This is a genomic window from Pseudomonas brassicacearum, assembly GCF_003732225.1.
GTDB classification, from domain to species: domain Bacteria; phylum Pseudomonadota; class Gammaproteobacteria; order Pseudomonadales; family Pseudomonadaceae; genus Aquipseudomonas; species Aquipseudomonas brassicacearum_E.
Window position 1 is genome coordinate 193964 of sequence record NZ_MOBJ01000003.1, and the last position, 12911, is coordinate 206874.

The following is a 12911-nucleotide window of genomic DNA, read 5'->3' on the forward strand; positions in this document are numbered from 1 at the left end:
ATCATCCGTGAATATGGCTTCCGACTCCAGTACGAAAGCATCGATCTACGGGTTAAATCGTAGATCGAGCGCTCTAGACCGCTTAATTGAGAGTTTCTACCAATAGTGCATCGACACGCTGAAAGCCCCGCGGCAGCTTGTTGCCACGGCGTCCGCGCTCACCTTTGTAGTGTTCGAGGTCGTCTGCCTTGAGCGACAGCGTGCGCTTGCCAGCCTGCAAGACCAGGGTCGCGCCTTCCGGCAATACCGCGATGTCGGTGACATATTCCTCGCGACTGGCTACACGTTCGCCGGAGATACCGATGATCTTGTTGCCTTTGCCCTTGCCCAGCTGCGGCAGGTCGCTGATTTTGAAGATCAGCAGGCGACCTTCGGTGGTCACCGAAGCCAACCAGTTCTGCTCACGGTCGGTCACCGGACGCGGCAGGATCACCTTGGCGTTGTTTGGCAGGCTCAACAGTGCCTTGCCGGCCTTGTTCTTGGCTTGCAGGTCTTCACCCTTGACCACAAAACCGTAACCGGCGTCCGAGGCGATGACGTACAGCCCATCGTCTTCAGGCATCAATACGCATTCGAAGGTCGCGCCAGGCGGCGGTGTCAGGCGACCAGTCAACGGTTCGCCCTGGCCACGGGCCGATGGCAACGTATGCGCCGGCACCGAATAACTGCGGCCGGTGGAATCGATAAACACCGCAAACTGGTTGGAACGACCGGCGGCCGCCGTTTTGAAGCCGTCCCCGGCCTTGTAGGAAAGCCCGGTGGCATCGATGTCGTGGCCCTTGGCCGAACGCACCCAGCCTTTCTCGGACAGCACCACGGTGACTTTTTCGTTCGGCAGCAGATCGTGTTCGGTCAAAGCCTTGGCTTCGGCACGTTCGACAATCGGCGAGCGACGGTCGTCGCCATAGGTTTCGGCGTCTTTGATCAGCTCGCTGCGCACCAGCTTCTTCAGCTTGGTTTCGCTGCCCAGCAAGGCTTGCAGCTTGGCTTGTTCTTTGAGCAGTTCATCCTGCTCGTCGCGCAGCTTCATTTCTTCGAGTCGCGCCAACTGACGCAGGCGGGTGTCGAGAATGTAGTCGGCCTGGATTTCGCTCAGGGCGAAGCGCTCGATCAGCTTGGCTTTCGGGTGCTCCTCGGTTCGGATGATGTGGATCACTTCATCCAGGTTGAGGTAGGCGATCAGCAAACCGTCCAACAGGTGCAGGCGACGCTCGACCTTGTCCAGACGGAATTGCAGGCGGCGGCGTACGGTATTAACCCGGAACTCCAGCCATTCCACCAACAACGCCCGCAGGTTCTTCAACTGCGGTTTGCCGTCCAGGCCGATGATGTTGATGTTGACCCGGTAGCTCGACTCCAGCTCGGTGCTGGCGAACAGGTGCTGCATCAACGCTTCATGATCGACCCGGCTATTGACCGGAATGATCACGATACGGCACGGGTTCTCGTGGTCCGACTCATCGCGCAGGTCCGCTACTTGCGGGGCCTTGGACGGTTTGGCCTGCATCATCGCGGCAATCTGTTCCAGCACTTTGGCCCCGGAGACCTGATGCGGCAGCGAAGTGACGATAATGTCGCCGTCTTCGATGTGGTACACGGCACGCATGCGCACCGAACCGCGACCGGTTTCGTAGATTTTCAGCAGGTCGGCGCGCGGCGTGATGATTTCCGCTTCGGTCGGATAATCCGGGCCCTGGATGTGTTCACAGAGCTGCTCGACCGTGGCTTTGGGCTCATCGAGCAAACGCACGCAGGCCGTGGCGACTTCCCGCAGGTTGTGCGGCGGAACGTCGGTGGCCATGCCCACGGCGATGCCGGTGGTGCCGTTGAGCAGGATATTCGGCAAACGTGCCGGCAAAACCAGCGGTTCGTCGAGGGTGCCGTCGAAGTTCGGACCCCAATCCGCCGTGCCCTGGCCCAGTTCGCTGAGCAGCACTTCGGAATAACGCGACAGGCGCGCTTCGGTGTAACGCATGGCGGCGAAGGATTTCGGATCATCCGGCGCACCCCAGTTACCCTGCCCGTCTACCAGCGTGTAGCGGTAGCTGAACGGCTGGGCCATCAGCACCATGGCTTCATAGCACGCCGAATCGCCGTGAGGGTGGAACTTGCCGAGCACGTCACCGACCGTACGCGCGGATTTCTTGTGCTTGGAGTCAGCGTCCAGCCCCAACTCGCTCATGGCGTAGATGATACGCCGCTGTACAGGCTTCAGGCCGTCGCCGATGTGCGGCAAGGCACGGTCCATGATCACGTACATGGAGTAGTTGAGGTAGGCATTTTCGGTGAAGTCGGCCAGTGAGCGGCGTTCAACGCCGTCCAGGCTGAGATCCAGGGAGTCGCTCATGCGGGCCTCATCATTTCGTTGTCTGGCGCAGCGGCAAGGTGCCACCGCGCTGGGTAAATTCAAGTTTTTTCAGGACGTTCATGGCTTGGCGCTCCAGCCACCTTGCGGCGCAGCAAAGCGCCAGACAATCGGCCGGGCTTCGCCGTCGGCACGAGCACCGTTGTTGTTGTCGATGCCGATCCAGGCGCCATCGGCATCGACCACCAGTGCTTCGGCCAGACCGTAAGGTTGTGAATAACGTCGATGTTCCTGCAACGCTTCAGCCGCGAATGACCAGCATCGCTCGACCTTGGCACTCAGCACATCGCGACGGCAGAGTTGAAAAACATTGCGCTCCAGCGTGAAGAGTTTGCCGTTGAACAGTGCCAGGTCGGCAAAGTCTCTGGACACCGGCTTGGCCTTGGGAAACTGCGCGGGCTGCATTTCCCGGCCGGCTTCGCTCAACAGCACGCAGCTACCGTCACAATCCCAGACGGTCTGCTGACGCTTGAGCAGCAGCAGTCCGCGTCGCTCGCGCTCGGCCGCCAACCATAACCGATCACCTTCCGGATTGATGGCCAGCCCTTCGAACAGCGCATTGAAGTGCAGCAACATGCCACTGGCTCGCGCCTCGCGGACCATGATCGGTGAAATTTTCAGCCACGAGGCAGGCCCCTGTAACGGCACTTGCAGTACCGCAGCATGGGCTTCACTGACGATGTAGCGGTTACCGGCCTTGTCGCAGGTGATCCCCTCGAAATCCAGACTTCCACCGCGCACGAACGATGCCGCCCAGGTGCGCGATTTCAGCCCCCAGGGCAACCCGCTGTCAGGCACTGGCGGCACATCGATACGCACGGTTTCGGCCTGCCAGACGTTCTCGCTGGTGTCGAGCCGATAGATCTGGTCATCGTCACGATCGGAAACCGTCCACAGGTCTTTACCGCACAACGCCAACCCCGACAGATTGCCACCGCGCATGCCGTCCACCGCGTGCTCGGATACCAGCGTCAGTTCAGGCGCTGGTTCTGCCGCAACGGTGGACGCCAACAGCAGCAACGCGAGGGCGAAACCGCTCCGCATCAGGCCAGAACCTCGGCCAGGTTACCTTTGGACTCCAGCCAGGACTTGCGGTCGCCAGCGCGTTTTTTCGCGAGCAGCATGTCCATCATTTCCGACGTGGCTTCGAAATCATCCAGCGTCAGTTGCACCAGACGCCGAGTGTTCGGGTCCATGGTGGTTTCACGCAGTTGCGGCGGATTCATTTCACCCAGCCCCTTGAATCGGGTGACCTGCGGCTTGCCGCGTTTCTTCTCGGCCACCAGGCGATCGAGAATGCCATCGCGCTCGGCTTCGTCGAGGGCGTAGTAAATCTCTTTGCCGAGGTCAATACGGTACAACGGTGGCATCGCCACGTAGACGTGACCGGCGTCCACCAACGGGCGGAAATGCTGGACGAACAACGCGCACAGCAAGGTCGCGATGTGCAGACCGTCGGAGTCGGCGTCGGCGAGGATGCAGATCTTGCCGTAACGCAGCTGGCTCATGTCCGCAGCGCCCGGGTCGACACCAATGGCCACGGCAATGTTGTGCACTTCCTGGCTGGCCAGCACTTCGCTGCCGTCGACTTCCCAGGTGTTCAGAATCTTCCCGCGTAACGGCAGGATCGCCTGAAACTCTTTGTCCCGCGCTTGCTTGGCCGAACCGCCAGCGGAATCACCTTCCACCAGGAACAGCTCGGAACGCATCGGGTCCTGCCCGGCGCAATCGGCGAGTTTGCCCGGCAAGGCCGGACCTTGGGTGATGCGTTTACGCTCGACTTTTTTGCTGGCCTTCAAACGACGGCCGGCGTTGTTGATCGCCAACTCTGCCAGCAGCATGCCCGTTTCGGGGTTGGCGTTGAGCCACAGGCTGAAGGCGTCCTTGACCACACCGGAAACAAACGCCGCCGCCTCGCGAGACGACAAACGCTCTTTGGTCTGGCCGGAAAATTGTGGCTCCTGCATTTTCATCGAGAGGACGAAAGCAATACGTTCCCAGACGTCTTCCGGCGCCAGCTTCACGCCACGCGGCAGCAGGCTGCGGAACTCGCAGAACTCGCGCATCGCGTCGAGCAAGCCCTGACGCAGACCGTTGACATGAGTACCGCCCTGGGCCGTCGGGATCAGGTTGACGTAGCTTTCCTGCACGCTGTCGCCACCTTCAGGCAGCCACAGCAGCGCCCAGTCGACCGCTTCTTTATTACCGGCCAGGCTGCCGCAGAAGGGTTCGTCGGGCAGGCGTTCGAATTCGCTGACCGCGTCTACCAGGTAGGAACGCAGACCGTCTTCGTAATGCCATTCGACTTTTTCGCCGGTGGCCTTGTCTTCAAAACTGACCAGCAGCCCCGGACACAATACGGCCTTGGCCTTGAGTACGTGCTTGAGGCGGCTGATGGAGAATTTCGGTGAATCGAAGTATTTCGGGTCCGGCGCGAAGTACACGCTGGTCCCGGTGTTGCGCTTGCCAACGGTGCCGACCACTTCCAGATCGGTGGCCTTGTAGCCATCGGCGAAGGTCATCTGGTACTCGTTGCCATCGCGTTTGACGCGCACCCGGACCTGAGTCGACAGGGCGTTGACCACCGAAATACCCACCCCGTGCAAACCGCCGGAGAACTGGTAGTTCTTGTTGGAGAACTTGCCGCCGGCGTGCAGCTTGGTGAGGATCAGCTCGACGCCCGAGACGCCCTCTTCGGGGTGAATATCCACCGGCATGCCACGGCCGTCATCGCTGACTTCCAGAGAGTGGTCGGCGTGGAGGATGACCTGCACCGATGTCGCATGTCCGGCCAAGGCTTCGTCGACACTGTTGTCGATGACTTCCTGGGCGAGGTGGTTCGGCCGACTGGTGTCGGTGTACATGCCGGGGCGTTTGCGCACCGGGTCGAGGCCCGAGAGGACTTCGATGGCGTCTGCGTTATAAGAGCTAGCGCTGGGAGTGGCCATGGGGTCTCGTCGTCAGTCGTTCATGAAAATAGGGGCGAGGGTTCACAGTGCAGTGAAATCGATCGCCTGGTACACATCGCAGCCATAGCCGGCAAAACTCAACAGGGCCGGCAATTGCCCGGCGAATCCCTGGAAACTATGGTCGCCACCGGCCTGGATGCGCAAGGCGCAGGCTCGGTAATACTGTTGGGCGAGGCGATAGTCCAGCGTTTCGTCCCCGGTTTGCAACCACACCTGATACCGCTGCGGGTCCTGGGGCGCCGACACTTCCAGCTCGGCCAGGGCCGTCACATGGTCGTGGGTCAATTCCCAGGTCTCTTCGGTATACAGGTTTTTCTGCGTGCCCAGGTATCCGTCGAACATCCGATGCGGGCTGACGGCAGGGTTGATCAACAGGGCCTTGAGGCCATGGCGCTCGGCAAGGTGAGTGGCATAGTAGCCGCCGAGGGAGCTGCCGACCAGCAGTGGCCGTCCCAGTGTGGCAATCGCCTGTTCCAGCTGACCGATGGCCTCGCGCGGATGGTGATGCAAGGCCGGCACCAGCAACTGGTCACTCAGACCCAGACGATCCATCACGCCGACCAGCTGACAGGCCTTTTTCGACGACGGTGCGCTGTTGAAACCGTGGATATAGAGGATCGAACCAGACATGCGAGCTCCCTGTGCGACGGGCAAAGAGCCGCAGTTTACAGGGAGTAGAGCGGATCGGGGACATCCACAGAAATCAGGTCCTCTTTGAGGACGCCATCGCGAGCAATCGAGCGTCGACCGGCTGCTCCCACATTGATCTCGGGTGTTCACAAATGGTGTGCTCACCGCAGATCCACTGTGGGAGCGAGCTTGCTCGCGATGGCCGCAACTCGGTTTCCCGGAACCACAAAAATCTCAGTAGCCGTTGGAACCGTAATCGACCTGAAACTCGAACCCGGTCACGCGCTCGACCCCGGTTTCCAGCCGTCCGTCCGGCAGTAACCGCAGCCAGCGATAGCCTGGCGCCAGGGTATCGACCTTGAAATCCACACTGCCAGGCTCGAACTGGATGCAGGTCGACGGCGAAGCAAGCAGCCGCACGCCGTTGCGTAATTGATCGATTTCCTGATGCACATGCCCCCAGAGCACCGCCCGGACCTGTGGGAAACGATCGAGCACGGCAAACAAGGCTTCCGGGTTGCGCAGGCCAATCGGCTCCATCCAGGCACAACCAATGGACACCGGATGATGGTGGAAGCACACCAGATGATGGCGCTCGGGCGCTTCGCTCAGGGCGCGGGCGAGCAATTGCAACTGATCATCCTGCAAATACCCCGGCACCGAGCCGGGCACCGCCGAATCCAGCAATGTGACCCGCCAGTTACCAATGTCCACCACAGGCGTAAACAGCTGACTCTGGACCGCCGCCTGGGCCATGATCTGCGGCTCATCGTGGTTACCCGGAATCCAGCGCGCGGGCGCATCGATCTGCCGGGTCATTTCACGAAACTGCTGATACGACTCGAGCGTGCCGTCCTGGGACAGGTCACCGCTGGCGATCATCAGGTCGATATGCGGCTGCTGCGCCAGCACCAACTCGATAACCTTTTGCAGGCTGTCGCGGGTTTTCATGCCCAGCAACGTCCCATCCGCCTCGGCGAACAGATGACTGTCAGTCAGCTGCACCAGCAGAACGGGGTCGTTGGCGGTCAGAGTGGATACGCTCGGCAAGGCGTTCTCCCAAGGCGTGATCACGAATATGGATGAATGGCGCAATTATGCTGGGGGAAATTGAAAAGAGGAAACCCGTGAACCGGACGCAGTTCACAACTAATGCATCGCTAGCGCACGACCTCGAACTCATGCCCGCAGGCCAGGCAATGACTCAGCCATTCGCCGAGGAATACATTGAGCTGGGCTTTTTCGTCTGGCTGGTGCATCAACGCATTCGGGTAAGGATAGATGCCGCGAAAGCGCCGCGCATGTTCGGCACTGATGACTTCGGCCATGCGCGCGTCGTGGTAGACCTGAACTTCCAGCTGCGGCACCGGCAGCCATGGCAGGCTGTGCTCCTGGCGCACTCGCAGGGTCGTGGTGTACGGACACGCTTGCAGCACTTCCAGCATCAGCACACCCAGCATCTGCTCGCCCTGGGTCATTGCTATGCGCCGGGCAGTTGGCTGGTTGCGCATCTCCGGCAACAGGCGCATCAGTCGGGCGTAGTTGGCCTCGCACGAGCTTTGCAGACCCACGAGATCGACCCGATAACGATCGCGCTGTTTGTTTACGACCATAGCCCCCTCACTTCAACGCGGTTCAAAGCCAGCCATTGCAAGGCAATAATGCTTGCCGCGTTGGAAATCCGTCCATCACGTACGGCTTGCAGGGCATCTTCAAAGTCCCAAACCGTGACGCGAATATCTTCTGCTTCCTCCACCAGCCCATGCAGGCCGCCGGCCCCGGCACTGTTACACCGCCCCAGATACAAGTGCACATATTCGGTACTGCCACCGGGCGATGGAAAATAATTGAGCATCGGCCACAGAGCAGTGAATACCAGTCCAGCTTCCTCCTGCGCTTCGCGGTGAGCAACTTCTTCCGGTATTTCGTCCTTATCGATCAGACCAGCGACCAGTTCGATCAGCCACGGGTTGTCAGTCTTGCCCAATGCACCGACGCGAAATTGCTCGATCAATACCACTTCGTCGCGCTGCGGATCGTAAGGCAACACGCACACAGCATCATGACGCACGAACAACTCGCGACTGATCTCGCGACTCATACCACCGGCAAACAGCTCATGGCGCAGGTGCACGCGATCAAGCTTGTAGAAACCCTTGTAGCAGTTTTCTCTGCGCACGATGTCTACGATGGTCGGGGTGGCATTGGCAAAATCAGTCATAACAATCCTCGTTTACTGTCAATCCGTCCGAGGTTCCCCCTCAGGCTTCGCGCCATCCTAACGTGCTCACTGCGGTTGATGCAGCCTCTTTGCAGTTGCCGGGATGGACGGCAGGGGGGCAAACCTACTCTAATTGATACTATTGAGCTTAGTGGCGAACCGACCGCCACGCTGGCAGTCGAAGCCGGTAACTTTTGCCTTTCCCTGATTCATGAAGGACGCCCATGTCGCTGTTGAAAATCGCCTCCGTGGCCTGCATTGCCCTCACGCTCGGCGCCTGCCAAAGCCTGTTCCAACCCAGCTATCGGGCACAGGTGACATCCACTCGCGATGCGTCCGAGCAGGTCAAGCCGGGTTGCGACGGCCCCGACTGCCCCCTGGTGAATATCGATACAGTGCATTTTCCGACCGACCCGCAACTGGACCGGATCGTCGAACAGCGCCTGCTGCAAATGACCCGCACCTCAGCAGGCGCAGCGCTGCCGCCCTCGCTCAACGCCTACCGCGAACAGTTCCTGCATGAGTCGGGCGAGCGCAACAGCGTCTACCTGCAAGCCAAGGTACGTGAGCAGCATGACGGACTGGTGATCATTGAAGTGTCCAGCTATCTGGACACGGGCGCGGCCAATGGCACACCGGGACGGGGTTTCATCAACTACTCGCGTCAGCTGCAAAAAGAGCTGAGCCTGAACGACATGCTCTTGCCGGGGCAGGAGGTGGCGTTCTGGAAGACCGCGCAAGTCGCGCACAATAGCTGGCTGATCAATTCGCAGATGGATCGGGATCCGGACTTCGTAAAAAGCTGGCCCTTCCAGAAAACCCCGAACGTGGCCTTGACCAGCGCCGGGGTGGTGCTCAAGTACAACGTGGCGACCATCGCGCCCTATTCGAGTGGCCTCATCGAGATGACCATCCCCTACGCCCGTCTCAAGGGTCAGATCAAGCCCGAGCTGGTGCCTGAGCGTAGCTGAAGACCCGACCCAGCAGCAGTTGCAGCAGCCCTGCCAACACCAACGATGGCAGGGTTGCGCCGACCTCCGGATACAGATTCGCCAGCAAGTGATAGGTGCTCACTCCGCCCAACCAGGCAAGCAATGCCGGCCAGCGCAAGGCGGCTGACGCAACTTGCGCACTGCGCTTGCGCAGGATGAAGTGATCCACCAGCACCACGCCGAACAGCGGCGCGAACACCGAGCCGATCAACAGCAGGAAGTTCTGGTACTGGGCCAGTGGCGCCAGGCACGCGATCAAGGTGCAGACCACACCGATGGCCAAGGCCAGGTGTTCGACTTTCATGCGCAACAGAATCCCGCTGGACACCGCCGCCGAGTGAATGTCGGCGAAAGCGTTTTCCGACTCATCGAGCAGAATCAGCAACAGCGGAATGCCCAAACCGGCACCGGCCAGCGCCAACAGCAAGGCATTGACTTCACCACTCGGGGCGAACGCCAGGGTGTAGGCAACGCCCAGGCTCATCAGCCAGAAGTTACCAATGAAGAAGCCCAGCGCCGTGCCGCCGAATACGCTTTTCGCACGTTTGCCGAAACGCGAGTAGTCGGCAATCAGTGGCAGCCACGACAGCGGCATGGCGATGGCGATATCAAAACCCACGGCGAACGGCATCGAACCGTCACCGGCCTGCGCCCACAGCGCAGCCAGATCGGCTTTGGCGAAGAGGTTCCAGGTCAGCCAGAGGCACGCCGCCAATAGCAACCAGATGCCCCACTTGCGCAGGATCTTGCGGACAAAAGTCAGCGGACCGCTGACAGCGAGCAAGGTGGCCAGGGCGCCGAACACCAGCGTCCAGAGCAATGGGCTGGCCATCAGGCTGCCGTCGCTGAACGCACGGGTGCCAAGCAGGCTGGCCGCGTCGCGCATGACGATGATTTCGAACGAGCCCCAACCGATCAGTTGCAGCAGATTCAGCAGCGCCGGCAGGCTCGCGCCGCGACTGCCGAGGCTGAGTTTCAGCGCGGCCATGGCCGACAGGCCGGTATCGCTGCCGATCACCCCGACACACGCCAGCAGCAGAACGCCGACCAGGGTGCCAAGGAAAATCGCCAGCAACGAGCCCGACAGACCCAACCCTGGCGCAAGCAAGGCGCCCGTCTGCAAGACCATCAGACCGATGCCGAGGGAGAACCACAGGGAGAACAGATCGCGGGCACCGAAGACACGCTGGGCCAGAGGCACGGCGTGGTCGGGGGAATAGGTACTGGGTTGAATGCTCAAGGGTGTTATCTCGGAGGGATAAAGTGTGTCATTGAGATCACGGGTGTCTGGTCTGACGCCATCGCGAGCAAGCTCGCTCCCACATTTGATTTGTGCCGTTCACAAGTCCCCTGTGGGAGCGAGCTTGCTCCGAGCGGCGATCCGACGATGGCGGCGGTGCAGGCACCGCCAACCTCAGGTCAGATCAAACTTTTTTATACAGCTGACTGCCTTCCTGCTTGAAGCGCGCGGCCTGTTCGGCCAGGCCTTGGGCGACTTCGGCATCGACGGTTTCGATCCGCTGGTTGGCCGCATATTCACGGACTTCCTGGGTGATTTTCATCGAGCAGAATTTCGGCCCGCACATCGAGCAGAAATGCGCGACCTTGGCCGAGTCCTTTGGCAGGGTTTCATCGTGGTACGAACGCGCGGTGTCCGGATCCAGACCGAGGTTGAACTGGTCTTCCCAGCGGAACTCGAAACGCGCCTTGCTCAAGGCGTTGTCGCGGATCTGTGCGCCCGGATGCCCCTTGGCCAGGTCAGCCGCGTGGGCGGCGATCTTGTAGGTGATGATCCCGGTCTTCACATCATCCTTGTTCGGCAGGCCCAAGTGTTCCTTCGGCGTGACGTAGCAGAGCATGGCGCAACCGAACCAGCCGATCATTGCCGCACCGATGCCCGAAGTGATGTGGTCGTAACCCGGTGCAATGTCGGTGGTCAGTGGGCCGAGGGTGTAGAACGGCGCTTCGTCGCAGCACTCAAGCTGCTTGTCCATGTTCTCTTTGATCAACTGCATCGGCACGTGGCCGGGGCCTTCGATCATGCACTGCACATCGTGCTTCCAGGCGATCTTGGTCAGCTCGCCGAGGGTTTCCAGCTCACCGAATTGCGCTTCGTCGTTGGCGTCGGCAATCGAGCCCGGACGCAGGCCATCGCCCAGCGAGAAGCTGACGTCGTAGGCCTTCATGATTTCGCAGATGTCTTCGAAATGAGTGTAGAGGAAGTTCTCTTTGTGGTGCGCCAGACACCACTTGGCCATGATCGAGCCGCCACGGGACACGATGCCGGTCACGCGTTTGGCGGTCAGCGGCACGTAGCGCAGCAACACACCGGCGTGGATGGTGAAGTAGTCGACGCCCTGCTCCGCCTGCTCGATCAACGTGTCGCGGAACAGCTCCCAGGTCAGGTCTTCGGCGGCGCCGCCGACTTTTTCCAGAGCCTGATAGATCGGCACAGTACCGATTGGAACCGGCGAGTTACGGATGATCCACTCGCGGGTTTCGTGAATGTGCTTGCCGGTGGACAGGTCCATGACCGTGTCCGAACCCCAGCGAATGCCCCAGGTCAGTTTCGCCACTTCTTCTTCGATGGACGAACCCAGCGCGCTGTTGCCGATGTTGCCGTTGATCTTCACCAGGAAGTTACGGCCGATGATCATCGGTTCCAGTTCGGTGTGGTTGATGTTCGCCGGAATGATCGCGCGACCGCGAGCGATCTCCTCACGAACGAACTCCGGGGTGATGATTTTCGGCACGCTGGCGCCAAAGCTGTGGCCGGCGTGCTGCTGATCCAGAAGACCTGCGGCACGGGCCACTTCGAGCTTCATGTTTTCGCGGATGGCGACGTATTCCATCTCGGCGGTGATGATGCCTTTGCGGGCATAGTGCATCTGGCTGACGTTGGCGCCCGGCTTGGCACGGCGCGGGTTGTTCACGTGAGCGAAACGCAGCTTGGTCAGCTCCGGATCGGCGAGGCGTTCCTGGCCGAAGTTCGAGCTCAGACCGGCCAGACGCTCGGTGTCACCACGGGCTTCGATCCACGGCGAACGCACGTCGCCCAGGCCTTTGCGCACATCGATGATCACGTTAGGGTCGGTGTACGGACCCGAAGTATCGTAGACCACGACCGGCGCGTTGATCTCACCGCCGAAGTCGGTTGGCGTCACGTCGAGGCTGATTTCGCGCATCGGCACGAGGATGTCCGGGCGAGTGCCCTGGACATAAATTTTCTGCGAGCGGGTAAACGGCTGAACCGATTGCTGATCGACCTTGGCCGAGTCACTCAGATTGATTGCATTTTTTGATTTTGTAGTCATCACGGGCTCTCCAGACTTCATCCAGGCAGTGGATTTTTTGTCGGAGCGAACCTGTAACGAATGGACGCAGCCCACCAGTGAAAACTCCAACTGGATGAGTGCTGTGCTGAGTTCACGAGAGCTGTTCGATTGTCGAACAACATCCCGGACGAAGCACAAGAGGACTCGCCGGGTGACGAGAAATCTTGTTCCCTACGCAGGCATAAACCTGATCAGGTTCAACGGGATCCGAAATTATTCGATCTCAGCCTCATAGCAAGGCACCCCGACAAGAACCCGGCCAGTCTAGACACAACCAGTAAAGAACGCCAACACCGGTGCAAACAGCGTGATGAATGGCGTAATTACAGGATTGTTGCCGCAAGCCGGCGCATCTACACTCGCTACGCCATGCTGCGCCTTGACGCTGTAAAGCGCGCG

The 12911-nt window shown here is 60.2% G+C and carries 10 protein-coding genes and 1 riboswitch; of the genes, 1 reads left to right on the plus strand and 9 read right to left on the minus strand.

From position 1 onward, the window contains the following. Positions 1-82: 82 nt before the first annotated feature. The 7 genes from parC to BK659_RS03910 form a co-directional block, all read right to left on the minus strand. The gene (gene parC, locus BK659_RS03880; RefSeq protein WP_123423804.1) at positions 83-2347 is read right to left on the minus strand and encodes a DNA topoisomerase IV subunit A; all 2265 of its coding nucleotides are present in this window, start codon (positions 2345-2347) and stop codon (positions 83-85) included. Between the two features lie 78 nt (positions 2348-2425). Beyond that, positions 2426-3409 carry an esterase-like activity of phytase family protein gene (locus BK659_RS03885; protein ID WP_123423805.1) on the minus strand — a complete coding sequence of 328 codons (984 nt, stop codon included), beginning with the start codon at positions 3407-3409 and terminating at the stop codon, positions 2426-2428. Continuing rightward, a complete protein-coding gene (gene parE, locus BK659_RS03890; RefSeq protein ID WP_123423806.1) occupies positions 3409-5313 on the minus strand; it encodes a DNA topoisomerase IV subunit B in 1905 nt (634 codons plus the stop codon). Before parE ends, BK659_RS03885 begins: the two co-directional genes overlap by 1 nt. Before the next feature lie 42 nt (positions 5314-5355). After that, entirely contained in the window at positions 5356-5964 is a 609-nt protein-coding gene (locus BK659_RS03895; RefSeq protein WP_123423807.1) for a YqiA/YcfP family alpha/beta fold hydrolase, read from the minus strand. Positions 5965-6198: 234 nt separating this feature from the next. After that, the gene (gene cpdA / locus BK659_RS03900) at positions 6199-7014 is read right to left on the minus strand and encodes a 3',5'-cyclic-AMP phosphodiesterase (protein WP_123423808.1); all 816 of its coding nucleotides are present in this window, start codon (positions 7012-7014) and stop codon (positions 6199-6201) included. Positions 7015-7124: 110 nt separating this feature from the next. Continuing rightward, on the minus strand, positions 7125-7577 hold the full coding sequence (locus BK659_RS03905) for a DUF1249 domain-containing protein (RefSeq protein WP_123423809.1): 453 nt from the start codon (positions 7575-7577) through the stop codon (positions 7125-7127). Continuing rightward, positions 7568-8185, minus strand: coding sequence for an NUDIX domain-containing protein (locus BK659_RS03910; protein WP_123423810.1), 618 nt, complete (start codon positions 8183-8185; stop codon positions 7568-7570). Before BK659_RS03910 ends, BK659_RS03905 begins: the two co-directional genes overlap by 10 nt. Positions 8186-8409: 224 nt before the next feature. Here BK659_RS03910 and BK659_RS03915 point away from each other — a divergent pair, with 224 nt between their 5' ends. Next, positions 8410-9156 (plus strand): RsiV family protein, encoded by a 747-nt coding sequence (locus BK659_RS03915; RefSeq protein WP_123423811.1) that lies wholly within the window; start codon positions 8410-8412, stop codon positions 9154-9156. Here the strand turns inward: BK659_RS03915 and cytX are convergent. Together cytX and thiC are read right to left on the minus strand one after the other, a co-directional pair. After that, the gene (cytX, locus tag BK659_RS03920) at positions 9125-10417 is read right to left on the minus strand and encodes a putative hydroxymethylpyrimidine transporter CytX (RefSeq protein WP_123423812.1); all 1293 of its coding nucleotides are present in this window, start codon (positions 10415-10417) and stop codon (positions 9125-9127) included. The two genes, BK659_RS03915 and cytX, sit on opposite strands and share 32 nt — an antisense overlap. A gap of 184 nt (positions 10418-10601) precedes the next feature. Beyond that, a complete protein-coding gene (thiC, locus tag BK659_RS03925; RefSeq protein ID WP_123423813.1) occupies positions 10602-12491 on the minus strand; it encodes a phosphomethylpyrimidine synthase ThiC in 1890 nt (629 codons plus the stop codon). Between the two features lie 172 nt (positions 12492-12663). Continuing rightward, a riboswitch (TPP riboswitch) is annotated at positions 12664-12769 on the minus strand. Positions 12770-12911: the final 142 nt, after the last annotated feature.

What these genes read in the sequence shown, in the direction of transcription:
- BK659_RS03895 (WP_123423807.1), bottom strand. Translation starts at nt 5,964, where the DNA reads ATGTCTGGTTCGATCCTCTATATCCACGGTTTCAACAGCGCACCGTCG.
- BK659_RS03885 (WP_123423805.1), bottom strand. Translation starts at nt 3,409, where the DNA reads ATGCGGAGCGGTTTCGCCCTCGCGTTGCTGCTGTTGGCGTCCACCGTT.
- thiC (WP_123423813.1), bottom strand. Translation starts at nt 12,491, where the DNA reads ATGACTACAAAATCAAAAAATGCAATCAATCTGAGTGACTCGGCCAAG.
- BK659_RS03910 (WP_123423810.1), bottom strand. Translation starts at nt 8,185, where the DNA reads ATGACTGATTTTGCCAATGCCACCCCGACCATCGTAGACATCGTGCGC.
- parC (WP_123423804.1), bottom strand. Translation starts at nt 2,347, where the DNA reads ATGAGCGACTCCCTGGATCTCAGCCTGGACGGCGTTGAACGCCGCTCA.
- parE (WP_123423806.1), bottom strand. Translation starts at nt 5,313, where the DNA reads ATGGCCACTCCCAGCGCTAGCTCTTATAACGCAGACGCCATCGAAGTC.
- BK659_RS03915 (WP_123423811.1), top strand. Translation starts at nt 8,410, where the DNA reads ATGTCGCTGTTGAAAATCGCCTCCGTGGCCTGCATTGCCCTCACGCTC.
- BK659_RS03905 (WP_123423809.1), bottom strand. Translation starts at nt 7,577, where the DNA reads ATGGTCGTAAACAAACAGCGCGATCGTTATCGGGTCGATCTCGTGGGT.